The 23,060-nt window shown below is 46.4% G+C and carries 23 protein-coding genes; 22 read left to right on the top strand and 1 reads right to left on the bottom strand.

Annotated features, from left to right (window positions below):
- Window positions 1–10: 10 nt before the first annotated feature.
- The 6 genes from BTO30_RS01940 to BTO30_RS01915 all read left to right on the top strand — a co-directional run bounded on the left by BTO30_RS01940 (window position 11) and on the right by BTO30_RS01915 (window position 5,990).
- A complete protein-coding gene (locus BTO30_RS01940; protein ID WP_075397012.1) occupies window positions 11–1,144 on the top strand; it encodes an acyl-CoA dehydrogenase in 1,134 nt (377 codons plus the stop codon).
- The gene (locus BTO30_RS01935; RefSeq protein WP_075397011.1) at window positions 1,141–2,265 is read left to right on the top strand and encodes an acyl-CoA dehydrogenase; all 1,125 of its coding nucleotides are present in this window, start codon (window positions 1,141–1,143) and stop codon (window positions 2,263–2,265) included. The genes BTO30_RS01940 and BTO30_RS01935 overlap by 4 nt, the downstream gene beginning before the upstream one ends.
- A gap of 14 nt (window positions 2,266–2,279) precedes the next feature.
- Window positions 2,280–2,918 carry a TetR/AcrR family transcriptional regulator gene (locus BTO30_RS01930; RefSeq protein ID WP_075397010.1) on the top strand — a complete coding sequence of 213 codons (639 nt, stop codon included), beginning with the start codon at window positions 2,280–2,282 and terminating at the stop codon, window positions 2,916–2,918.
- A gap of 270 nt (window positions 2,919–3,188) precedes the next feature.
- On the top strand, window positions 3,189–3,428 hold the full coding sequence (locus tag BTO30_RS01925; RefSeq protein ID WP_075397009.1) for a hypothetical protein: 240 nt from the start codon (window positions 3,189–3,191) through the stop codon (window positions 3,426–3,428).
- 95 nt (window positions 3,429–3,523) lie between these two features.
- Complete coding sequence (gene rpoE / locus BTO30_RS01920; RefSeq protein ID WP_083632247.1) at window positions 3,524–4,069, top strand: DNA-directed RNA polymerase subunit delta; 546 nt, start codon at window positions 3,524–3,526, stop codon at window positions 4,067–4,069.
- Between the two features lie 319 nt (window positions 4,070–4,388).
- A complete protein-coding gene (locus BTO30_RS01915) occupies window positions 4,389–5,990 on the top strand; it encodes a CTP synthase (protein WP_075397008.1) in 1,602 nt (533 codons plus the stop codon).
- Window positions 5,991–6,035: 45 nt separating this feature from the next.
- Here BTO30_RS01915 and BTO30_RS01910 read toward each other — a convergent pair whose 3' ends face one another.
- Window positions 6,036–6,542: a DUF2529 family protein gene (locus BTO30_RS01910; RefSeq protein WP_211272810.1), complete on the bottom strand. Its 507-nt coding sequence runs from the start codon at window positions 6,540–6,542 to the stop codon at window positions 6,036–6,038.
- Window positions 6,543–6,687: 145 nt separating this feature from the next.
- Here BTO30_RS01910 and BTO30_RS01905 point away from each other — a divergent pair, with 145 nt between their 5' ends.
- The 16 genes from BTO30_RS01905 (at window position 6,688) to BTO30_RS01830 (ending at window position 23,059) form a co-directional block, all read left to right on the top strand.
- On the top strand, window positions 6,688–7,050 hold the full coding sequence (locus BTO30_RS01905) for a response regulator (protein ID WP_075397006.1): 363 nt from the start codon (window positions 6,688–6,690) through the stop codon (window positions 7,048–7,050).
- Window positions 7,051–7,152: 102 nt separating this feature from the next.
- Window positions 7,153–8,016: a class II fructose-bisphosphate aldolase gene (locus BTO30_RS01900; RefSeq protein WP_075397005.1), complete on the top strand. Its 864-nt coding sequence runs from the start codon at window positions 7,153–7,155 to the stop codon at window positions 8,014–8,016.
- A 130-nt stretch (window positions 8,017–8,146) separates the two neighbouring features.
- Complete coding sequence (fsa, locus tag BTO30_RS01895; RefSeq protein WP_075397004.1) at window positions 8,147–8,794, top strand: fructose-6-phosphate aldolase; 648 nt, start codon at window positions 8,147–8,149, stop codon at window positions 8,792–8,794.
- A 92-nt stretch (window positions 8,795–8,886) separates the two neighbouring features.
- The gene (locus BTO30_RS01890; RefSeq protein ID WP_075397003.1) at window positions 8,887–10,173 is read left to right on the top strand and encodes a UDP-N-acetylglucosamine 1-carboxyvinyltransferase; all 1,287 of its coding nucleotides are present in this window, start codon (window positions 8,887–8,889) and stop codon (window positions 10,171–10,173) included.
- A 96-nt stretch (window positions 10,174–10,269) separates the two neighbouring features.
- Complete coding sequence (gene glpX, locus BTO30_RS01885) at window positions 10,270–11,235, top strand: class II fructose-bisphosphatase (protein WP_075397002.1); 966 nt, start codon at window positions 10,270–10,272, stop codon at window positions 11,233–11,235.
- A 154-nt stretch (window positions 11,236–11,389) separates the two neighbouring features.
- Complete coding sequence (gene rho / locus BTO30_RS01880; RefSeq protein ID WP_075397001.1) at window positions 11,390–12,673, top strand: transcription termination factor Rho; 1,284 nt, start codon at window positions 11,390–11,392, stop codon at window positions 12,671–12,673.
- Window positions 12,674–12,806: 133 nt separating this feature from the next.
- The gene (rpmE, locus tag BTO30_RS01875) at window positions 12,807–13,019 is read left to right on the top strand and encodes a 50S ribosomal protein L31 (protein ID WP_075397000.1); all 213 of its coding nucleotides are present in this window, start codon (window positions 12,807–12,809) and stop codon (window positions 13,017–13,019) included.
- A gap of 74 nt (window positions 13,020–13,093) precedes the next feature.
- On the top strand, window positions 13,094–13,666 hold the full coding sequence (locus tag BTO30_RS01870; protein WP_075396999.1) for a thymidine kinase: 573 nt from the start codon (window positions 13,094–13,096) through the stop codon (window positions 13,664–13,666).
- A 71-nt stretch (window positions 13,667–13,737) separates the two neighbouring features.
- On the top strand, window positions 13,738–15,678 hold the full coding sequence (locus tag BTO30_RS01865; protein ID WP_143331889.1) for a sigma-54-dependent Fis family transcriptional regulator: 1,941 nt from the start codon (window positions 13,738–13,740) through the stop codon (window positions 15,676–15,678).
- Between the two features lie 188 nt (window positions 15,679–15,866).
- Complete coding sequence (locus BTO30_RS01860; RefSeq protein WP_075396998.1) at window positions 15,867–16,856, top strand: thiamine pyrophosphate-dependent dehydrogenase E1 component subunit alpha; 990 nt, start codon at window positions 15,867–15,869, stop codon at window positions 16,854–16,856.
- A gap of 30 nt (window positions 16,857–16,886) precedes the next feature.
- A complete protein-coding gene (locus BTO30_RS01855; RefSeq protein WP_075396997.1) occupies window positions 16,887–17,906 on the top strand; it encodes an alpha-ketoacid dehydrogenase subunit beta in 1,020 nt (339 codons plus the stop codon).
- Between the two features lie 13 nt (window positions 17,907–17,919).
- Window positions 17,920–19,260: a dihydrolipoamide acetyltransferase family protein gene (locus BTO30_RS01850; RefSeq protein WP_075396996.1), complete on the top strand. Its 1,341-nt coding sequence runs from the start codon at window positions 17,920–17,922 to the stop codon at window positions 19,258–19,260.
- 78 nt (window positions 19,261–19,338) lie between these two features.
- On the top strand, window positions 19,339–20,409 hold the full coding sequence (prfA, locus tag BTO30_RS01845) for a peptide chain release factor 1 (protein ID WP_075396995.1): 1,071 nt from the start codon (window positions 19,339–19,341) through the stop codon (window positions 20,407–20,409).
- Window positions 20,409–21,257, top strand: a complete 849-nt coding sequence (gene prmC, locus BTO30_RS01840; protein WP_075396994.1) for a peptide chain release factor N(5)-glutamine methyltransferase — start codon at window positions 20,409–20,411, stop codon at window positions 21,255–21,257. Before prfA ends, prmC begins: the two co-directional genes overlap by 1 nt.
- Window positions 21,258–21,300: 43 nt before the next feature.
- Entirely contained in the window at window positions 21,301–21,837 is a 537-nt protein-coding gene (locus BTO30_RS01835; RefSeq protein ID WP_075396993.1) for a stage II sporulation protein R, read from the top strand.
- Window positions 21,838–22,009: 172 nt separating this feature from the next.
- Window positions 22,010–23,059, top strand: coding sequence for an L-threonylcarbamoyladenylate synthase (locus BTO30_RS01830; protein WP_211272807.1), 1,050 nt, complete (start codon window positions 22,010–22,012; stop codon window positions 23,057–23,059).
- Window position 23,060 lies beyond the last annotated feature (1 nt).

Raw genomic sequence — 23,060 nt, 5'->3', positions numbered from 1 at the left:
GGCGATTCGGATGGAATTTCGGCTGACTGATGAGCAGGAAATGATGAGGAAGATGGTGCGTGGCTTTGCCGAAAAAGAAGCGGCGCCCTTTGTGGAAAAAATGGAAGCGGGAGAATTCCCGCATGAGCTTCTGAAAAAAATGGCGTCAATCGGGCTGATGGGCGTGACCGTTCCGGCTCAATATGGCGGCAGTGAAATGGATCATACATCGTACGTGATTGCGATTCATGAGCTGTCAAAAGTAAGTGCAGCGGCCGGTGTTATATTATCCGTGCACACATCAGTCGGCACGAATCCGATTCTCTATTTTGGGACGGCCGCTCAAAAGGAAAAATATGTGCCGAAGCTCGCATCTGGCGAATGGCTCGGCGCCTTTTGTTTAACTGAGCCGTCGTCCGGTTCAGATGCGGCATCGCTGAAAACGACCGCTGTTAAAAAAGGCGGTGATTACGTTATAAACGGCTCCAAAGCGTTTATTACGAACGGCGGCGCGGCAGATACGTATATTGTTTTTGCCAAAACAGACCGCGGGATTTCCGCATTTATCGTGGAAAAAGACGCACCGGGGCTTGTCATCGGCAAGGAAGAACAAAAAATGGGCTTGCACGGGTCAAATACGGTACAGCTGACATTTGAGGATATGAAGGTACCGGCTGAAAGCCTGCTCGGTGAAGAAGGGGAAGGATTTAAAATCGCGATGGCCAATCTCGATGGGGGGCGGATTGGGATCGCGGCACAGGCACTTGGCATAGCGGAAGCGGCTTATGAGTCTGCGGTGAAATATGCAAAGGAACGTCATCAGTTTGGGAAACCGATTGCCGCGCAGCAAGGAGTTGCCTTTAAAATCGCGGATATGGCAACGGCCGTTGAAGCGGCGCGTCTACTCGTTTACAGAGCGGCGGATCTTCGTTCAAAAGGGCTGCCATGCGGCAAAGAAGCGTCAATGGCTAAATTATTTGCATCGCAGACAGCCGTTGACACGGCCATTGAGTGCGTGCAAATTTTCGGTGGATATGGTTATACGAAAGACTATCCGGCCGAACGGTATTTCCGCGACGCAAAAGTGACGCAAATTTACGAGGGAACATCGGAAATTCAACGCATTGTCATTGGCAAGCATTTGCTGAGGGGGAATGGAAAATGAACTTTACATTAACAGAAGAACATGACATGATCCGCAAGATGGTCCGTGATTTCGCCCGGAAGGAAGTCGCGCCTACAGCTGCAGAGCGCGATGAGGAAGAGCGGTTTGATATAGAGATCTTCTGGAAAATGGCGGAGCTCGGCTTAACAGGCATCCCGTGGCCGGAAGAATATGGCGGAATCGGCAGTGATTATCTTGCTTATTGCATTGCTGTTGAAGAATTGTCCCGTGTGTGTGCGTCAACGGGCGTCACATTGTCTGCCCACACATCGCTTGCCGGGTGGCCCGTTTACACATTCGGTACAGAAGAGCAGAAGCAAAAGTATTTAAAACCGATGGCTCAGGGAGAAAAAATCGGCGCGTACGGATTGACCGAACCAGGTTCAGGCTCAGACGCGGGCGGAATGAAAACGACAGCCCGTAAAGATGGCGATGATTACATACTCAACGGCTCGAAAATTTTCATTACAAATGGCGGTATTGCCGATATTTACATTGTGTTTGCCTTAATGGAGGAAGGAGTGACCGCCTTTATTGTCGAAAAAGAGTTTGACGGTTTTTCAGCCGGCAAAAAAGAAAAAAAGCTTGGCATTCGCTCATCACCGACAACTGAAATTATTTTTGATCAGTGCCGTGTGCCGGCAGAAAATATTCTCGGTGAAATCGGCAGCGGCTTTAAAGTGGCAATGATGACGCTTGATGGCGGACGGAACGGGATTGCGGCACAGGCAGTCGGCATTGCGCAGGGGGCACTTGATGCATCAATTGAATATGCAAAAGAGCGGCATCAATTCGGCAAGCCGATTGCAGCTAATCAAGGAATTTCTTTTAAGTTAGCTGATATGGCAACGGCGATAGAAGCATCAAGGCTCTTGACGTATCAGGCGGCATGGCTCGAATCAGAAGGGCTGCCGTACGGAAAAGCGTCAGCGATGTCGAAACTGATGGCAGGTGATACGGCGATGAAGGTGACAACAGAAGCGGTGCAGATTTTCGGCGGGTACGGCTATACGAAAGACTATCCGGTCGAACGGTTTATGCGTGATGCGAAAATAACGCAGATTTATGAAGGAACGCAGGAAATCCAGCGGCTCGTTATTTCCCGCATGCTGACAAAGTAAGGTGGTTCGAAACAATGACAGATCGAAAACGGCAAGTATACGCATCTGTGAAAGATGTCCAGCTCATTGAAAAACGGCGCTCGGAGATGATTCGCGGAGCCGTTCAGTTATTTAAACAAAAAGGATTTCACCGGACGACAACACGCGAGATTGCCAAAGCGTCCGGTTTCAGTATCGGCACATTATATGAATACATCCGGACGAAGGAAGATGTTCTTTATCTTGTGTGCGACAGTATTTATGATCAGGTAAAAGCCCGCTTGCAGCAAATCGACCTTGAGCAGGGAACACTTGAAAATTTAAAATTGGGCATCAGTTATTATTTCCACGTCATGGATGAAATGCAGGATGAAGTGCTGGTCATGTATCAGGAAGCAAAATCTCTTTCAAAAGAAGCGCTTCCTTACGTACTGAAAAAAGAAACGGAAATGGCGGAAGTATTTGAAACACTCATTCAGCGATGTGTCGACCGCGGTGTGCTCAATATGAACAAGGAACAGGTCCATTTAATGGCACAAAATTTGTTTGTGCAGGGACAAATGTGGGGGTTCCGCCGCTGGATACTGCAAAAATCATTCACACTTGATGAATACATTGCTTTGCAGACCGATTTGTTCTTTTCCGGTGTGAATGGATACAGACGAAGAGAGTAGTGGAAAATGGCCACATAAATTGGAATTTCATCACATTTAGAAGCAAAGAGCCTGCTCTAAGGATAGAGCGGGCTGGATGCATTTTTTTGGGAACGTCTAGAAGAAAGCAAACTTTCATAAAATCGGTACAAAAAGAGAAATGTCCGACGAAAGTTTCTTTTTTTTTCGGATAGCGATTATTTTCAAAAAATAAGGGAATATTTATAAAATCATTTACAATAATGATATATACATAATACATTAAAGAAGTAAAATGAAAGAAAAAGTCGAATGGAAGGACGTGAAGGTGTGAAGCGTGTCATGCAATATGCTGCGATTGTGGTTGTTGCCATTATTTCTTACTGGTTTTATTTAAAACAATTTGGAGCAGTTCCATTCCTTCTCATCTCCATTTTTTTCTTCTATAAAGCATATCGGGAATACCGCGGACGGACGATCAAACAGAAAAGCACGCCCCAAATAGACCATTCAGCCTCATCTACTGGAAAAAAAGCAGAAATCATCACATAAATATGGCATACAGCCATATTTTTTGTTTATAATGGAGAATATGCTAAAAACGTTTTGCTCTTTTGAGGGCGTGCTAATAGAGAAGGGAAGTGCGGATGGTGAGTTTGCAACAATATTCCACAGAACAATTAAAAGAAATGTCATTCCTTGAGCTGGCGCATCTAATTCTTGCTGATAAGCGGAAGCCGGTTTCGTTTAAAGAAATGCTTTCACAAATTCAAAAATACCTTGAAATTTCAGATGACGAAGTAAAATCACGTATGGTTCAATTTTATACGGATTTGAACATTGACGGAAGTTTTTTGCCTTTAGGTGAAAACCGCTGGGGGCTGCGTGCATGGTATCCGGTTGAGAAGCTTGAAGAAGAAACGACCACGGCTGCTGTGAAGACACGCAAGAAAAAGACGAAAAAAGCCGTGGAAGAAGATTTTGAAGAAGAAATCATTGAAGACGAAGATGATCTGGATGTTTTCGAGGAAGAAGATTTCGACGACATTGAAGATGATATTGATGTGGACGAAGACGATTTGGATGACGATCTTGAAGATGATCTCGATGTGGAATTGGATGACGACATTGAAGATGACGATTTTGAGGAAGAAGAAGGCGCTGAAGACGAGTACGATCTCGGCGATAAATAACCAATAATCTTCGCTTGACTATTTGATCGTCGAATTGTAGTATTTTATTTGGGCTCTTTTACGAGACGATTAAATTTAGTCGATGACGCTCCTCTTACTGAGAAGTAAGCGGGGCGTTTTTTGTATTTCCCTCACCTAAGGGGCAGTAAAACCCCCATCTCAAAACGTGGCAATATACTGCATACTGCAGCTTTAAGCAGGGGTCAACTGCCCCTAAAGGTCCGATTTGATCAACTAACAACCAGCGGGGTTGTTTTATCCCCGCTGTTTGAAGTTTCACTTTATGGAGAAAAAGAAGCATCGAAGGAGGATTTTCACTTTGACGAAATATATTTTCGTAACAGGCGGGGTTGTTTCATCACTTGGAAAAGGAATTACCGCTGCATCACTCGGCCGTCTTCTAAAGAACCGCGGCTTAAAAGTATTTATTCAAAAGTTTGATCCGTACATTAACGTGGACCCGGGTACAATGAGCCCGTATCAGCACGGTGAAGTATTCGTTACAGATGATGGTGCAGAAACGGATCTGGACCTTGGGCACTATGAGCGTTTTATCGATATTAACTTAACGAAACTAAGCAATATTACAACGGGTAAAGTGTATTCAACCGTCCTCCGAAAAGAGCGCCGCGGCGAATATTTGGGCGGCACGGTGCAGGTCATCCCGCACATTACGAATGAAATTAAAGAGCGCGTCTTCCGCGCCGGCAAAGAGTCCGGTGCAGATGTCGTTATTACGGAAATCGGCGGCACGGTTGGCGATATCGAGTCACTTCCATTCCTTGAGGCGATCCGTCAAATTAAAAGTGATGTCGGTCAGGATAATGTTCTATACATTCACTGTACGCTTATCCCTTATTTAAAAGCAGCCGGCGAAATGAAAACGAAGCCGACACAGCATAGCGTAAAAGAATTGCGCAGCCTCGGCATTCAGCCAAATATTATTGTGGTCCGCACCGAAATGCCGATTTCTCAGGATATGAAAGATAAGCTTGCGTTATTCTGTGATATTGCGAAAGAAGCCGTTATCGAAGCAACAGATGCGGATACACTTTATGCGGTTCCGATCATGCTTCAAAAGCAAAAAATGGACGACCTTGTGTGCCGTCTATTGAAAATACAATGCCATGACGCGGATATGACGGAATGGAATGCGCTCGTTGAGAAAGTCCGTAATTTGCCGAACAAAACGCGTATTGCGCTTGTCGGTAAATATGTGGAACTGCAGGATGCTTATATTTCCGTTGCCGAGTCATTGAAACATGCCGGTTATCAGTTCGATACAGATGTGGAAATTGATTGGGTGAACTCAGCCGAACTTTCAGAAGAAAATGCGGCAGAGCGTTTGAAAGACGCAGCCGGTATTCTTGTACCGGGCGGGTTTGGCGACCGCGGTATCGACGGGAAGCTTGCAGCGATTAAATATGCCCGTGAAAATAATGTGCCGTTTTTCGGTATTTGCCTTGGCATGCAGCTGGCATCTATTGAGTATGCCCGCAACGTATTGAACCTGGATGGTGCGCATTCGGCGGAAATCGTTCCGGATACCCCATACCCGATTATCGACCTGCTGCCTGAACAAAAAGACATTGAAGATCTGGGCGGAACACTTCGCCTTGGTTTGTATGCATGTAAATTAAAAGAAGGGACGCGTGCCCGCGAAGCGTATAATGAAGAAATCGTATACGAGCGTCACCGTCACCGTTATGAATTTAACAATGAATTCCGCGAACAAATGGAGAAAAAAGGATTTATTTTCTCCGGCACAAGTCCGGATGGCCGTCTTGTGGAAATCGTGGAGCTTGCCGACCATCCATGGTTTGTGGCAGCGCAGTTCCATCCGGAATTCACATCACGCCCGACACGCCCGCAGCCGCTATTTAAGCAATTTGTGCAGGCTTCGATCGAAAATCATAAATAAAAAGAAGAAAAGAGCTGTCTCAGATCTAAGAGACAGCTCTTTTCTTCATTTATATTCGCGTACAATTTCTTCAATCGTCATTTTTAATAAAAAGTAGGCAAATAAGCCGGTGATGGATGATGGGAACCCCGTTCGCCCGCCTTCATCATCTGGTAAAAGGCCTTTTGTTAATCGCATATCGATAAAGGCATCCGCCAGCTCCTCAATGCCGCCCTCGTCTCGTTTGGAAGAAATTGCTGCGAAGGGGATGCCTGCAGCCGCTAATGTTTTTGCCAGCTCCATCGCTCCATCATGGTCTGAAAAGCGGGAGGCAATCAATACGCGATCCGCTTCCGTTAACCGGGCAGAAGGTGACCAACTCTGAACGCGTCCCAATGTTTCTGCTCCATTGATGGCTTCCATTTCAATAGCGGCCATCTCGTCAAATCCCTTCATATATATAGTCCCTTCGCTAATCAATGCCTGGGCAAGAAGACGTCCTGCATCCTCAATTGAAAATTCTTCTTTTTCACTGATTCTTTTTAACAATCCGCTCAACTGTGTCATAAACATTTTTGACAACACGATCACTCTTTCTCTTTTTATTCTTTATTATAGTATGCGTAAGAAAATGAAGGAAGGAATTTGAAAAAGAACGGCGAATGTAACAATAAAAGGGAATGAAGAACGGGAAGCATATAATATAGGGGGAAAAAAAGTGGCAGCAAACATTTTAATTGTCGATGATCAATATGGTATACGTATTTTATTGAATGAAGTGTTAAAAAAAGAAGGGTACAATACTTTACAGGCGGCGAGCGGACCGGAAGCCGTAAAATTAGCAAAGGAACATATTCCTGATCTTGTGCTGCTGGATATGAAAATTCCGGGCATGGACGGGATTGAAATTTTAAAACGCATGAAAGCGGATAACCCGAATATCCGCGCCATTATTATGACGGCTTATGGTGAACTGGATATGATCCAGGAAGCAAAAAATATCGGGGCGATCATGCATGTTCCGAAACCGTTTGATATTGATGATATTCGTAAAACGGTTAAGGATCATTTACTCCATTAAAGGAATAACGTATTTTCTGTTGGTAATGAAAAGATGAATTTGATATGATACAAATGTGGTTTTCACATAAAGCAACAAATTCCCTTACAGGAGGAAACAATAATGCCATTAGTATCCATGACAGAAATGTTAAACACAGCGAAAGAACAAAAGTACGCTGTAGGTCAATTCAACTTGAATAACCTTGAATTCACACAGGCGATTTTACAGGCTGCTGAGGAAGAGAAATCACCGGTCATTCTGGGTGTATCTGAAGGGGCAGCACGTTATATGGGCGGCTTCAAATTAGTTGTCGCAATGGTAAAAGAATTAATGGACGAATACGGCGTAACAGTTCCTGTTGCGATTCATCTTGATCACGGTTCAAGCTTCGAAAGCTGTGCAAAAGCGATTCATGCAGGTTTCACATCTGTCATGATCGACGGTTCCCACCATCCGCTTGAAGAAAATATTGCGTTGACGAAAAAAGTGGTTGAGCTTGCTCATTTCCACGGTGTTTCTGTTGAAGCGGAACTTGGCCGTATCGGCGGCCAGGAAGATGATTTAATCGTTGACGATGCGGATGCAATGTATGCAATCCCGTCTGAGTGCGATCAGCTTGTCCGCGAAACAGGCGTTGATTGCTTCGCTCCTGCACTTGGTTCTGTACATGGTCCGTATAAAGGCGAACCAAACCTTGGTTTCGACCGCATGAAAGAAGTAATGGAATTGACAGGTGTACCTCTAGTCCTTCACGGTGGTACTGGTATTCCGACAAAAGATATCGAAAAAGCCATCTCTCTTGGTACAGCAAAAATTAACGTGAACACGGAAAACCAAATCGCTTCTGCGAAAGCAGTCCGCGAAACACTTGCTGCAAAACCGGAAGAGTATGATCCGCGTAAATACCTCGGACCAGCACGCGATGCCATTAAAGAAACAGTTAAAGGCAAAATGCGCGAATTCGGTTCTTCAGGCAAAGCGTAATTTAGCACCATAATTGAACGAGACGCAATAACCGCCTTTTTTAATAAATAGGCGGTTGTTGTATATAATCGAACAGGACGCTGCGCATGAAGCCATTGATCCTTAATAAATTGAAAAGAGGGAATATTTAATGAAATTTTTTATCGACACAGCTAACATGGACGAAATCCGCGAAGCACACTCTTGGGGCATTCTTTCAGGTGTGACAACAAACCCGTCACTCGTAGCAAAAGAAACAGTCCCTTTCCACGATCGTCTTCGTGAAATCACAGAGCTTGTTTCGGATTCTGTCAGCGCGGAAGTGATTGCTCTTGATGCGGAAGGCATGATTGAAGAAGGCCGTGAACTGGCGAAAATTGCACCAAATATTACAGTTAAAGTGCCGATGACGCCAGAAGGCTTGAAAGCGGTAGCGGTCTTTGCAAAAGAAGGTATTAAGACGAATGTAACACTTATTTTCAGTGCGAACCAGGCGTTGATGGCAGCGCGTGCAGGTGCCACTTACGTATCGCCGTTCTTGGGCCGGCTTGATGATATCGGGCATGATGGACTGGAACTCATCGAAACCATTGCCGACATTTTTGCGATCCACGGTATTGAAACAGAAATTATTGCCGCATCGATCCGTCATCCGCAGCACGTGACAGCAGCAGCACTTAAAGGAGCACACATTTCAACAACTCCGTTTAAAGTGCTTCAGCAATTATTTAAACATCCATTAACGGATAAAGGAATTGAAGGATTCCTTGCTGATTGGGAAAACCGCAAAGCGAAATAATATCGTACATGAGACGAATTTATATAGGTTAAACTAGGACTACCAAGAAAGCTTTCCCGCTTTCCGTTTACGCTGAAAGAAGGGAGTACAAGATGGAAAAATTAAAAATTGAAGGGGGACGCCGGCTCAAGGGCACGGTGAAAGTGGACGGTGCGAAAAACAGCGCCGTCGCACTTGTGCCGGCTGCCATTTTAGCGGAGTCGCCCATTACGATTGAAGGCTTACCGGATATTTCAGATATCCACATGTTAAAAGGACTGCTCGAAGAAATAGGCGGCGGTGTGACATTTGAAGACGGTGAAATGACCATTGACCCGACAAAGATGACGGCAATGCCTCTTCCGAACGGGAAAGTGAAAAAATTGCGTGCGTCTTATTATTTAATGGGCGCGATGCTTGGCCGTTTTAATAAAGCGGTTATCGGTCTCCCGGGCGGCTGTCATCTCGGCCCGCGTCCGATTGACCAGCACATTAAAGGATTTGAAGCGCTCGGAGCGGAAGTGACGAATGAGCAGGGTGCTATTTATTTGCGTGCCGCTGAACTGCGCGGCGCCCGCATTTATTTAGATGTTGTCAGCGTCGGTGCGACAATTAACATTATGCTTGCGGCTGTCCGTGCCAAAGGGCAGACGATTATCGAAAATGCCGCCAAAGAGCCTGAAATTATTGATGTGGCGACATTGCTGTCAAATATGGGTGCCAAAATTAAAGGTGCAGGGACTGATGTGATTCGAATTGACGGTGTGGAAGAGCTGCATGGCTGCCGACACACCATTATTCCGGACCGTATTGAAGCAGGAACGTTTATGATTATGGCCGCAGCGGCAGGAAGCGGTGTTGTCATTGATAACGTCATTCCGCTCCATCTTGAATCATTAACAGCGAAACTCCGTGAAATGAACGTGCCGATTGAAATTGGAGAGGACCGTATTTTTGTCGGAAAAGCTGGACCGCTCAAAACAGTAGATATTAAAACACTTGTCTATCCGGGATTTCCGACCGATTTGCAGCAGCCGTTTACCGCTCTTTTGACGAAAGCGGAAGGTTCTGCGATTGTGACCGATACAATTTATCCAGCCCGTTTCAAACATATTGACGAGCTGCGCCGCATGGGTGCCAATGTGAAAACGGAAGGCCGTTCAGCCATTGTAAACGGGCCGGTCGCGCTGCAGGGAGCTAAAGTAAAAGCGAGTGATTTGCGGGCAGGAGCGGCACTCGTACTGGCAGGGCTCATGGCCGATGGTGTAACGGAAGTAACAGGGCTTGAACATATTGACCGCGGCTACAGCCGTTTAACAGAAAAGCTGACATCGCTGGGCGCAAATATTTGGCGTGAAGAAATGTCTGAAGAAGAATTTGAAGAGATAAAAAGCTCATAAGTTTTTTTCGGTAAAAGAGCTAATTGTGTTACAATATATAAAATAATGAGTTATACAAATTTACTATTTGTTTGTAACACGGGAGGAAAAAGAGCTATGGAGAGAAGTTTATCGATGGAACTCGTTCGCGTAACAGAAGCAGCAGCACAGGCTTCTGCGCGCTGGATGGGACGGGGCTTAAAAGATGAAGCGGACGGCGCAGCAACTTCCGCCATGCGTGATGTGTTTGACACAATTCCGATGAAAGGAACGGTTGTCATCGGTGAAGGTGAAATGGATGAGGCCCCGATGCTGTATATCGGGGAAAAGCTGGGTACTGGCTACGGTCCGCGGGTTGATGTGGCAGTAGATCCGCTTGAAGGTACAAACATCGTTGCGGCGGGCGGCTGGAATGCACTGGCTGTTTTGGCGGTAGCCGATGACGGCAACTTGTTGAATGCACCGGACATGTACATGGATAAAATTGCTGTCGGACCGGAAGCAGTCGGCCAAATCGATATTAATGCTTCAGTAACGGACAATTTAAGAGCGGTGGCACGAGCGAAAAATAAAGATATTCAAGATGTTGTAGCCACGATTTTGAACCGTGAACGTCATGAGCATATTATTGCGGAACTGCGCGAAGCAGGAGCGCGCATTAAACTTATTAATGATGGTGACGTTGCAGGTGCAATTAACACGGCATTCGATATGACAGGCGTGGACATTTTATTCGGCTCTGGCGGTGCACCGGAAGGCGTTATTTCAGCGGTTGCTTTAAAAGCGCTTGGCGGCGAAATTCAAGGACGTCTGTTACCGCAAAGCGATGCAGAGCTGGAACGCTGCAAAAAAATGGGGCTCGATGTGGATAAAGTGCTTCGCATGGAAGACCTTGTCCGCGGTGATGATGCCATTTTTGCCGCAACAGGCGTAACAGATGGTGAACTATTACGCGGTGTCCAATTTAAAGGAACATATGCGGAAACACAATCGGTCGTTATGCGTGCGAAATCCGGCACTGTTCGTTTCATTGACGGCCGTCATAGCTTAAACAAAAAACCAAATCTGGTCATTAAGCCATAAGAATATTCTTCTTTGACCAACAGCGGTGAAGCCGGTCCGGTTCTCCGCTGTTTTGTTTGATCTGAAAACCACTGACCTATTGCTTCAAGACAGACGGACGAGGCGTGCCGTCCCTTCCTTTTACTAAATCAATCTAATAAAGCGTGGTGCCATAATGGAAGAATTAACAATTAATCATCTTGAAAATTTAAAATTGAAAGAATTATATGAGCTTGCGAAAACATATAAAATTTCCTATTACAGCAAACTAACGAAAAAAGAGCTCATTTTTGCGATTTTAAAAGCGCGTGCAGAACAACAAGGATTCTTCTTTATGGAAGGGGTCCTTGAAATCATTCAATCGGAAGGCTTTGGTTTCCTTCGCCCGATCAATTATTCTGCGAGTTCGGAAGACATTTATATTTCGGCATCGCAAATTCGCCGCTTTGACTTGCGCAACGGCGATAAAGTATCCGGAAAAGTGCGTCCTCCGAAAGAAAATGAACGATATTACGGCCTGCTTCATGTAGAAGCGGTCAATGGCGAAGACCCGGAAACAGCGAAGGAACGTGTCCATTTCCCGGCCTTGACGCCGCTTTATCCCGATCGCCAGATTATGCTGGAAACAGAAGCGAGGCATTTATCAACGCGTATTATGGATCTCGTTTCGCCGGTCGGTTTTGGCCAGCGCGGTCTGATTGTGGCGCCGCCAAAAGCGGGGAAAACGATGCTGTTAAAAGAAATAGCCAACTCCATTACAGCAAATCACCCGGATGCGGAACTGATCGTCCTTTTAATTGACGAGCGCCCGGAAGAAGTCACCGACATCGAGCGTTCGGTTCAGGCGGAAGTCGTCAGCTCCACGTTTGATGAAGTGCCTGAAAACCATATAAAAGTAGCGGAGCTTGTACTGGAGCGCGCCATGCGCCTCGTTGAACATAAGCGTGATGTCATTATTTTAATGGACTCGATTACCCGTCTTGCCCGCGCCTACAACCTTGTCATTCCGCCAAGTGGACGAACGCTTTCCGGCGGTATTGACCCGGCAGCATTTCACCGCCCGAAGCGCTTTTTCGGTGCTGCCCGGAACATTGAAGAAGGCGGCAGCCTGACGATTCTTGCCACCGCGCTCGTTGATACAGGCTCCCGTATGGATGACGTGATCTATGAGGAATTTAAAGGAACGGGCAACATGGAGCTTCATTTGGACCGGTCGCTTGCGGAACGCCGTATTTTCCCGGCAATCGATATCCGCCGCTCCGGCACACGGAAAGAAGAGCTTTTAATCGGCAAAGAACAGCTTGAAATGGTATGGGCGATCCGTAAAACGATGTCGGATACGCCGGACCTTGCAGAGAAAGTGCTTCGCCGTCTCCGCCAGACAAAGAGCAATGAGGATTTCACCGCTCAGCTGCAGGCGGAAATGAAGAAGACCGGCGCTTCAAAAAAAATGCTGTGAAAATAATTTGCGAAAAAGGGAGTACCCTGTTATAATATGTTTTGTGTGATTTGAAGAAAAGTACAAAAAACTTGTGCTTATTCATATAACAACTCTGTTTCGGAATGACTCAGGGCGGAAGGAGAGAAAAGACATGCAAGCAGGAATTCATCCTAACTACAAGAAAGCACTAGTTAAATGTGCATGCGGCAACGAGTTCGAAACTGGTTCCGTGAAAGAAGAAATTCGCGTAGAGGTTTGCTCTGAATGCCATCCATTCTACACTGGACGTCAGAAATTCGCTGACGCAGGCGGACGTGTGGATCGCTTCAACAAAAAATATGGCCTTAAAGATCAAGCAAGATAATGATAGACAAGGACAGGTAAGGAGTGCAAACTGCTTGCCTGTTTTTTTGTACAAAAAAGGGAGGACCACCCATTATGGCCCAGTTATTTTTTAAATATGGCGCAATGAACAGCGGCAAATCAATTGAAATTTTAAAAGTTGCCCATAATTATGAAGAACAAAATAAACCGGTTCTTCTTTTTACATCCGGTCTCGATACACGCGATGAAGTCGGTTATATTTCAAGCAGAATTGGCCTGCGCCGCCAGGCAAACCCCATTTTTACAGAGACAAATGTCTTTGAAGCTGTACGCGGTGATCATTCGGATCCATCCTGCATTTTAGTGGATGAAGTGCAGTTTTTAACAAAGGAACATGTACTGCAGCTCGCTCAAATTGTCGATGAACTGAACATTCCGGTCATGGGATTTGGCTTGAAAAATGATTTTCAAAATGAATTGTTTGAAGGCAGTAAGTACATGCTGATTTATGCGGATAAAGTAGAGGAAATGAAAACGATCTGCTGGTTTTGTGAGCGGAAGGCAACGATGAATCTTCGTGTGGATGAAGCCGGAAAACCAGTCTACACCGGTGAGCAGATTCAAATTGGCGGCAATGATTCCTATTATCCGGTCTGCCGTAAATGTCACCAAAACCCGCCGCTTTAAAGAAGCGGCAGGTTTTTTTTGCGTTTTGTCGAAATAATCAAATAGAAACCGATGAGAAAGGAGCTGGAGCAGTGCAAAAAGACAAGCAGCAGCTTTATGAAATATGGAAGCGCTTTATCGGAGAGGGTGAAATGGACAGACGGCTGGCCCCTTTTATTCAAACGTCATGGATCCGTTCAAAAAAAAATGGCGTAAATGCTTTTCGCCGCGGCGGATCGGTCGCGAAAGAGCAATTGAAAAAAGCCTTGAAGGAAAAATCGCTGCTTATTGAAGTGTCGCTGCCGCTTATGGAAAGTCTTTATGCTATTGTGGAAGGTTCTGGATTTCTGGTCATTTTGTGCGATGAAACGGGGATGTTGTTAAAAGTAATTGGAGATGAAGAAACGATTCGGGAAGCGGAAAAAATGTCATTTGTAGAGGGAGCGGTCTGGAATGAGCGTGAACTTGGGACCAATGCGATTGGAACAGCGATTGTCGAAGGGCAGCCGCTTCAAGTATATGCGCATGAACATTATTGTGCAGCCTGTCATGCGTGGACGTGCTCAGCAGCCCCTATTCGCGGAAAAAATGGAGAGATTATTGGCGTGCTCAATATGTCCGGTCCGTTTGATAAAGTAAATCCGCATACACTTGGAATGGTTGTGTCAGCAGTGAAGGCAATTGAAACACACCTTCAGTTACTGGAAAAATCCGAAAAAAACGAAAGGATGAAACGATATTTAGAGGCGACAACCAATACACTGACAGATGGACTGCTTATCATGGATCAAAACGGGCGCATCGTCAAAACAAATGGAGCCCTTCAGAAAATTGCGGGAATGAATGAAGAAGAGATGACGGGGAAAATGGTGATTTCTATCTTTAAAAACCGTATTTTTCATGACGTGCTGGGAGGGCGTGCGCGGGAGGGAGATAAAGAGATTCGCCTGCATATAAATGGACGGGAAGAAAGGAAGCATGTTCTTCTCGGGATGCATCCGATTGCCGGCAGTATTGGCTGGCTCATTCAATTTAAAGAAATACAGCAGGTGCGGCAGTTTGTGAATGCAATGACGGGCAGCCAGGCGAAAATAACCTTTCAGGGAATAATCGGGCGCTCTCCCGCTTTTATGACGCAAATTCAAGAAGCGAAACAAGCCGCGATGACTGATGCGAATGTACTTCTGCTTGGAGAGAGCGGAACAGGAAAAGATGTGTTTGCCCAGGCGATTCATAATGCGGGCGAACGGCGTCATAAACCGTTTATCGCGATTAATTGCGGAGCCATCCCCCGCGACTTGCTCGGCAGTGAGTTGTTTGGCTATGAAGAAGGGGCATTTACAGGCGCACGAAAAGGCGGCAGTCCGGGGAAGTTTGAATTAGCGGACGGCGGCACGATTTTCCTTGATGAAATCGGGGAAATGTCGCTCGAAATGCAGGTGGTGCTATTGCGTGTTCTGCAAACAAAAGAAGTGACCCGAATCGGCGGACACCGGGTGCTGCCGGTGAACGTCCGGATCATTGCGGCAACGAATAAAAAGCTGGAAGAGGAAGTGCGGAATGAAACGTTTCGCGAAGATTTATTTTACCGGCTGAACGTGATTCCGATCCGGATTCCGCCGCTCCGTGAACGAAAAGAAGATATTCCGCTGCTTGCCCGCTATTTTGCCGGCGAATGCAGCCGGCGGATCGGCAAGCAAATTGACAGCATCTCGCCGGCGGTTAATGAAATGCTTTGCAGGTATGAATGGCCGGGCAATGTCCGTGAACTGCAAAACATACTGGAGCGCTCTATTCATAAAACAACCGGTACCATCCTTGATATGAGTACACTGCCGGATGAACTTTTTCATCAATATACAGCTGCACCTTTAAAACCATCCAAAACCATCATGACAAAAGAAGAATGGAAAAAGCAGGCGCTTCTGCATGCTCTATCGCTTCATGAAAATAACTACAGCCGTGCTGCCAAAAGCCTCGGTATATCAAGAAGTACGCTTTACCGGCAAATGGAGCGGTTTCATTTAAAATAAGTGTCCCTTTATCGTACAACTGTCCTGTTTTGAAGCAATTTTTGTTGCAAAATGGGACAGTTTTTATGTGAAACAAACTATTTTTGTAAGCGCATACAAAATGGTGGTGATTTATCCGTATCTTTCACGCTGGCACGGTATTTGCAAGTAAGAGGGTGAATCCAATAATGGTTAAAGGGGGCTCTATCATGACAATTCCTGTTGAACAAGCGAAATGGATGTATGTAACGATGGTGAAAATCCGGTATTTTGAAGACGAAATGGAGAAAGCGTACGGAGAAGGCAAAAGCCCGGTATTTAACATTGGTTCCGGGCCGGTCCCGGGCGAAATGCATTTAGCGACCGGACAGGAGCCGGCCGCTGTTGGAATTTGTGCTCATTTAACAGCGGAGGATACGGTGACATCGCCGCATCGGCCGCATCATCACGCGATTGCTAAAAATGTAAATCTCGATAAAATGGCCGCTGAAATTTTCGGAAAAGTAACGGGGCTTGGCAAAGGAAAAGGCGGCCATATGCATTTGTTTGATCCAGCGGTAAAATTTTCGTGCGGCGGTATTGTCGGCGCTGGTATTCCTCATGCTGTCGGCGCGGCGTTAGCAGCAAAAATGAAGAAAAAAGACTGGGTCGCAGTTTCGTTTATTGGTGAAGGGGCTGCGAATCAAGGCGCATTTCATGAATCATTAAATATGGCGGGTCTCTGGAAGCTGCCGCTCATTATTGTTGTAGAAAATAATGATTACGGAATTTCGGTTCCGAAATCCGCTTCCACCGCCATTGAATCGAATGATAAACGGGCTGCCGCCTATTCAAATGTCGCCGGTGCCTACGTAAAAGACAACGATCCTGCGGAAATGTACCGCGTATCTGAAGAAGCAGTGAGACGGGCGCGCAATGGAGAGGGACCGACCATTATTGAAATTGAAACGTATCGCTACCTCGGACATTTTCAAGGTGATCCTGAATTGTACCGTGAAAAAGATGAGGTGCCGGCATTGAGAGAGAAAGATCCAATTGTTAAATGGAAAACCACATTACGGAATGAGTTTTCTGTTTCTGAACAAGAGATTGAAGAAATGGAGAAGCGGGCGAAACGAGACGTGGAAAATGCCTATCGATTTGCGCGTGAAAGTGAAGAGCCGTCCCTTGAATCAGCGCTTGAAGATGTCTTTATTTAATCAAAATTAGATGAAAGGAAATGATGAGCGATGACAACAGTAAAACAGCGGATGCTGACAGGAAACAAAGCAATGGCAGAAGCAATTGCGATTGAAATGGAGCGAAATCCGAATGTGTTTGTGCTTGGGGAAGATGTCGGAAAATACGGCGGCATTTTCGGATCGACACAAGGGCTCATAGACCGATTTGGTGAACAGCGCGTCATGGATACTCCTATTTCCGAAACAGCCTTTATCGGGGCGGCCATTGGGGCGGCGGCAGAAGGAATGCGCCCGATTGTTGAATTAATGTTTGTCGATTTTTTCGGTGTTTGTATGGATCAAATATACAACCATATGGCTAAAATCCCGTATATGTCGGGCGGAAATGTTAAGCTGCCAATGGTATTGATGACGGCAGTGGGCGGCGGTTATTCCGATGCTGCGCAGCACTCACAAACATTGTATGCGACATTTGCGCACTTGCCGGGTATGAAGGTGGCGGCGCCGTCTACACCGTATGACTTGAAAGGAATGATGGCGTCCGCGATCCGGGATGACAATCCGGTTGTCTTTATGTTCCACAAAGCGCTTCAAGGACTTGGCTGGATGGATCAGCTTGACGCGGCTGTCGGCGAGGTGCCGGAAGGGGAGTACACCGTTCCGCTTGGCAAAGCAAAAGTGGTGCGTGAAGGAAAAGATGTCACCATCGTAGGACTGCAAATGACGGTGCACTATGTACTTGAAGCAGCGGCGAAACTGAAGGAAGACGGCATCGATGCAGAAGTCATTGATTTGCGTTCGCTTGTGCCGCTTGATCGGGAGACGATCATTGAATCAGTGAAAAAGACCCATCGGCTTGTTGTGGTAGACGAAGACTATTTATCATACGGAATGACGGCTGAAGTATCCGCGAGTGTGGCAGAAAAGGCTCTTTATGACCTTGAAGCGCCGATCCGCCGTATTGCTGTTCCAGATGTGCCGATTCCATACAATAAAAAGTTAGAGCAGTTTGTACTCCCGAATGCCGGACGTATTTATGATGAAGTCATCCAATTAATGAACGAGTAAGGGGATATGAGCCATGACCAATACCGATTTAACAACGGTAACACTCCCGCGATTATCGGACAGCGATGACGAAAGTGTCATTGTGTTCTGGCATAAATCAGTGGGAGATGAAGTGAAACAAGGCGATGTGCTTGTTGAAGTGCAGACCGCCAAAGCCGTCAATGAAATTGAAGCACCGGCAGACGGTATTTTAACAAATATCCACATCGCCAGAGGAGATGTGGCATCCGTTGGGAATGTGCTGGCTGAGATTGAAGCTGGCACATCCCAATCTGCCGGCCAAACGTCAGAAACAGCAAAGCAAAATTTTGTTAAAGCTTCTCCGCGTGTGCGGAAAATTGCAAAGGAGCTAGGGGTAAATTTAGCTGACGTTTCACCTACTGGACCGAATGGACGGCCGACTGAAGAGGACGTCCGGCAATTTGCAGAGCAGCCAGCCGAAACAAAAACAGAAACGTCACAACAGAAACACCGTGTCATTGCCACGCCTTCTGTGCGCAAATACGCCCGTTCAAAAGGCGTTAACATTGATGATGTACAGGGGATGGGCGGCAATGGGCGCATAACGGGAGACGATATCGACCATCACATAAAGCTGAAGCAGTCTGCCTCCCTTTCAGACGAGTCTAAGGCAATCTCTCTCTCTTCTGAAAAAGACAGCCGGATAGAAGTGGAGAAAATGTCCATTACCCGAAAAGCGATTTCCGCTGCCATGACACACTCAAAGCAAACGATCCCGCACGTTACGCATTTCAGTCAGGCAGAAGTGTCGGAGCTTGTCCGTTTACGTCATTCATGGAATGAAACGGCTGTTGGAAACATCACGTATTTGCCGTTTATTATCAAAGCGCTTGTACAAACCTTGAAAAAACATCGGTTATTAAACGCCTCGATTCGTGAAGAAACTGATGAAGTCGTCTATAAATATTTTTACAACATCGGCATTGCCGTTCAAACAGAAGACGGCCTTCTCGTGCCTGTCATAAAAGACTGCGATCAAAAATCCGTCATTGGCCTCGCAGAGGAACTGCATGAGTTAACGGAGAAAGCGCGAGCCGGTAACTTATCGGCTGCGGATATGAAGGATGGGACATGCACCATTTCCAACATTGGATCTGCGAAAGGCAGCTGGTTTACACCGGTCATTCATCACCCGGAAACCGCTATTTTAGGTGTTGGCATGATTGAAAAACAGCCGGTTGTCAAAGACAACGACATTGTGATTGGTCAGGTTATGCCGCTTTCATTAAGCTACGATCACCGGTTAATTGACGGGGCAGCCGCTCAACATGCATTAAACGACTTAAAAGCGTCGCTTGAAAACCCGGCTAAACTGTTCATGGAGCTCATATAAATAGCAGAGCGGCATTGTCGAAGTGAATCCCTCTATACTATAATGAAACCATTATGTAAAAAGATAGAGGTGAACGGCATGTTTGACCGACTGCAGGCGGTGGAAGACCGCTATGAAAAATTAAATGAGCTGTTAAGTGATCCGGATATTGTCAACGATTCGAAAAAGCTGCGCGATTACTCGAAAGAACAGTCCGATATTCAAGAGACGGTTGAAGTGTACCGTGAATATAAAGAAGCGAAAGAGCAGTACGCCGATGCAAAAGCGATGCTTGAAGATAAACTTGATGCAGAGATGCGTGACATGGTGAAAGAAGAGCTGAATGAGCTGGAAGAAACGCTTGCTGATCTTGAAGCCCGGTTGAAAATTTTATTGATCCCAAAAGATCCGAATGATGATAAAAACGTTATTATGGAAATTCGCGGGGCAGCGGGCGGAGATGAAGCTGCCCTGTTTGCCGGCGACCTGTACCGCATGTACTCGCGCTATGCAGAAGCAAACGGCTGGAAAATTGATGTGATTGAAGCGAACGCAACGGGACTCGGCGGCTACAAAGAGATCATTTTTATGATTAACGGCCGCGGTGCGTATTCCAAATTGAAATATGAAAACGGCGCCCATCGTGTGCAGCGCGTGCCGGAAACGGAATCAGGCGGACGCATTCATACATCGACGGCAACCGTTGCCGTTTTGCCGGAAACGGAAGAAGTAGAAGTGGAAGTGCACGAAAAAGATATCCGTGTCGATACGTTTGCATCAAGCGGTCCCGGCGGGCAGTCGGTTAATACGACGATGTCCGCCGTCCGGCTGACGCATGTGCCGACGGGTATTGTCGTGTCCTGCCAGGATGAAAAATCGCAAATTAAAAATAAAGAAAAAGCAATGAAAGTACTCCGCGCCCGCATTTACGATAAATTTCAAAAAGAAGCACAGGCGGAATACGATGCCGTTCGCAAATCAGCGGTTGGCACAGGCGATCGTTCCGAGCGGATTCGCACATATAATTTTCCGCAAAACCGTGTAACCGATCATCGCATCGGGTTGACGATTCAAAAGCTCGATCAAATTCTTGAAGGAAAAGTCGGCGAAGTCATCGATGCCCTCATCGTGGAAGATCAATCAAGCCGTCTTGAAAACCTGGAGGATTAATGGTGGCCAACAAAATTTACGAAGCCCTTCATTGGGCTTCTTCGTTTTTAATAAAGCATGACCGCGATGCCAATGCTGGCGAGTATATGATGAAACATATACTGCAGGCAGAGCGCCCGCAGCTGCTTGCCAGACTTCATGAGACGCTGACGGATGAGCAGGCAGCTGAATTTGACCGTCTTGTCCGCCTACATGCGGATGGCGTGCCGGTTCAGCATATTACCGGTACGGAAGAATTTTACGGCCGGACATTTATGGTCAACGGTCATGTACTGATTCCACGTCCGGAAACAGAAGAACTTGTGTATCATTCACTTGAAAAAATCGCTCATATGAAGTCGCCTGTCATTGCGGACATCGGGACAGGAAGCGGCGCCATTGCGGTGACGATGAAAAATGAACGGCCCGATGCAGCCGTGTATGCGGTCGACCTATCAGAAGCGGCACTTCAAACAGCCAGACAGAATGCCCAAATACTCAATGCGGACGTGCATTTTTTATACGGTGATTTGCTTGAACCGCTGATCAGCCGCCATATAAAAGTGGATTTGCTCGTATCGAATCCCCCGTACATTCCGATTGATGAGCGTGAAACGTTATCCACAGTCGTGGTGGATCATGAACCGCATATGGCTCTTTTCGGCGGCGAAGATGGACTGGATTTATACCGGAAAATGGCCAAACAGCTGCCGTTTGTTTTACAAGAAGGCGGAGTCGCCGGTGTAGAAACAGGTGCGGGCCAGACAGAAGCTGTCGCCGCTCTTTTTCAAAAGGCATTTCCTGATGGAAAGGTCCAAATTATAGATGATATTAACGGAAAAGATAGAATGGTATTTTTGCACGTATAAAAGGAATCCGCCCCGGCGATACTGAAGCCGGGAGGGATTTTTAATGAAAACAATGACAATGATTCTATATTTATATGGACTTTCGGCAGCTGCTTCTTTTATGATGTATTTTGCTCCGGCAGACGAGACAGCCGGCGGTATTCCGGATGATTCGATCCGCATCCGTGTGGTTGCGCATGATAATAGCGTGGACGAACAGAAGCGAAAAGAAGACGTACATCTTGCCATTGCAGCAGAAATCAGTAAATGGGCGCAGACAGCCGATTCGGCAGAAGAATCCCGGCTCATGATTAAAAAAAATATGGATGCGATAAAAAAAATCGCCGGTGAGGCAGCGGGCACTGAACACAATGTTCAGATAACATTGGGCCAGGAAGAGTTTCCGGCCAAGCAATATGGCCGCTTCTTATATCCGCCGGGTATATATGAGTCGCTTGTCGTCACAATCGGTGAGGGGAATGGCGCTAATTGGTGGTGTGTACTGTACCCTGCACTTTGTTTTCCGGAAGAGCAAGAACGGGAAAAAGAGACCGAATATAAATGGGCGGTTGTCGAATTATGGGGACAACTGCGAAATTGATTGCATTTTTCTGATAATATCCACATTCATCCACAGAGTTATTCACAAAATGGGATAATCTATACACATATTGTGGATAAATGTGTGCAAAACAAAAACCGAGAGTCGATTTATGTATAGAATTGGACTGGAAAATAGAGATTTTGTAAATAAATAAGCAAAGGTGACGAAAATGGAGACAAAACACTGGAATGTGGATAAGTCGGGTATAACTGAAAAAAATTATCCACAAATTAAAGAAGCGGCCGGCTTAATTCAAGCGGGTGAAGTGGTAGCATTCCCGACTGAAACGGTTTACGGCCTTGGCGGACAGGTAAAAATGGATAGTGCGGTGCAAAAAATATTCACAGCAAAAGGGCGTCCGTCCGATAATCCGCTTATTGTTCATATTGCAGAGCGCGATGATGTGGATAACTTAGCCGAAAAGATACCGGATTATGCACAAAAACTGATGGATGCCTTTTGGCCGGGGCCTTTGACGATCATCGTACCCAAAAAAGACGGGGTGCTGTCAGAGCTTGTGACAGCAGGTCTTGATACTGTTGCGATTCGTATGCCCGATCATCCGGCAGCGCTCGCGATCATTAAAGAAACCGGTATCCCGGTCGCCGCACCAAGCGCGAATCGATCAGGAAAACCAAGTCCGACAAAGGCGGCCCATGTAATTGACGATCTTAACGGCCGCATTGCGGGAGTCGTGGATGGCGGTGAAACGGGCGTTGGACTTGAATCAACCGTGGTAGACTGCACGGGGCCATTTCCGGTGATTTTGCGTCCTGGCGGTGTGACGCAGGCGGATATTGAAGCCGTCGCCGGGAAAGTGGGGACAGAATCCGGCATGAAAAATAAAGAAGAAACACCAAAGTCACCGGGAATGAAGTATACGCATTACGCTCCTGAAGCACCTCTCTATTTAATAGAAGGAACAACCGCGCAAATTCAACAGAAAATTAACGAATTACGAGCAGAAGGGAACAAGGTCGGCGTCCTGGCGACGGAAGAAAGCAGGTCTTTTTATGCGGCGGATACCATTATATCCTGTGGACGACGTGCCGATCTGGAATCAGTTGCTAAAAGCTTGTATGGAGCGCTCCGCTCATTTAATGAGCATCCCGTTGATCTCATTTTGGCCGAAACGTTCCCGTCAGAAGGAGTGGGCGCGGCGATTATGAACCGGCTCGAGAAGGCAGCCGGCGGGCGCTGGTTAAAAAAAGTCGATTGAT

The sequence above is a fragment of the Domibacillus antri genome, from assembly GCF_001936625.1.
GTDB lineage: Bacteria > Bacillota > Bacilli > Bacillales > Domibacillaceae > Domibacillus > Domibacillus antri.
The sequence above is the reverse complement of the archived record's forward strand: the minus strand, read 5'-3'. Positions and strand labels throughout refer to the sequence as shown.

What these genes read in the sequence shown, in the direction of transcription:
- BTO30_RS01925 (WP_075397009.1), top strand. Translation starts at nt 3,189, where the DNA reads ATGGAAGGACGTGAAGGTGTGAAGCGTGTCATGCAATATGCTGCGATT.
- BTO30_RS01870 (WP_075396999.1), top strand. Translation starts at nt 13,094, where the DNA reads ATGGCCCAGTTATTTTTTAAATATGGCGCAATGAACAGCGGCAAATCA.
- prfA (WP_075396995.1), top strand. Translation starts at nt 19,339, where the DNA reads ATGTTTGACCGACTGCAGGCGGTGGAAGACCGCTATGAAAAATTAAAT.
- BTO30_RS01910 (WP_211272810.1), bottom strand. Translation starts at nt 6,542, where the DNA reads ATGTTTATGACACAGTTGAGCGGATTGTTAAAAAGAATCAGTGAAAAA.
- rho (WP_075397001.1), top strand. Translation starts at nt 11,390, where the DNA reads ATGGAAGAATTAACAATTAATCATCTTGAAAATTTAAAATTGAAAGAA.
- rpoE (WP_083632247.1), top strand. Translation starts at nt 3,524, where the DNA reads ATGGTGAGTTTGCAACAATATTCCACAGAACAATTAAAAGAAATGTCA.
- glpX (WP_075397002.1), top strand. Translation starts at nt 10,270, where the DNA reads ATGGAGAGAAGTTTATCGATGGAACTCGTTCGCGTAACAGAAGCAGCA.
- BTO30_RS01935 (WP_075397011.1), top strand. Translation starts at nt 1,141, where the DNA reads ATGAACTTTACATTAACAGAAGAACATGACATGATCCGCAAGATGGTC.
- BTO30_RS01860 (WP_075396998.1), top strand. Translation starts at nt 15,867, where the DNA reads ATGACAATTCCTGTTGAACAAGCGAAATGGATGTATGTAACGATGGTG.
- BTO30_RS01930 (WP_075397010.1), top strand. Translation starts at nt 2,280, where the DNA reads ATGACAGATCGAAAACGGCAAGTATACGCATCTGTGAAAGATGTCCAG.
- rpmE (WP_075397000.1), top strand. Translation starts at nt 12,807, where the DNA reads ATGCAAGCAGGAATTCATCCTAACTACAAGAAAGCACTAGTTAAATGT.
- BTO30_RS01855 (WP_075396997.1), top strand. Translation starts at nt 16,887, where the DNA reads ATGACAACAGTAAAACAGCGGATGCTGACAGGAAACAAAGCAATGGCA.
- fsa (WP_075397004.1), top strand. Translation starts at nt 8,147, where the DNA reads ATGAAATTTTTTATCGACACAGCTAACATGGACGAAATCCGCGAAGCA.
- BTO30_RS01835 (WP_075396993.1), top strand. Translation starts at nt 21,301, where the DNA reads ATGAAAACAATGACAATGATTCTATATTTATATGGACTTTCGGCAGCT.
- BTO30_RS01940 (WP_075397012.1), top strand. Translation starts at nt 11, where the DNA reads ATGGAATTTCGGCTGACTGATGAGCAGGAAATGATGAGGAAGATGGTG.
- BTO30_RS01900 (WP_075397005.1), top strand. Translation starts at nt 7,153, where the DNA reads ATGCCATTAGTATCCATGACAGAAATGTTAAACACAGCGAAAGAACAA.
- BTO30_RS01890 (WP_075397003.1), top strand. Translation starts at nt 8,887, where the DNA reads ATGGAAAAATTAAAAATTGAAGGGGGACGCCGGCTCAAGGGCACGGTG.
- prmC (WP_075396994.1), top strand. Translation starts at nt 20,409, where the DNA reads ATGGTGGCCAACAAAATTTACGAAGCCCTTCATTGGGCTTCTTCGTTT.
- BTO30_RS01830 (WP_211272807.1), top strand. Translation starts at nt 22,010, where the DNA reads ATGGAGACAAAACACTGGAATGTGGATAAGTCGGGTATAACTGAAAAA.
- BTO30_RS01850 (WP_075396996.1), top strand. Translation starts at nt 17,920, where the DNA reads ATGACCAATACCGATTTAACAACGGTAACACTCCCGCGATTATCGGAC.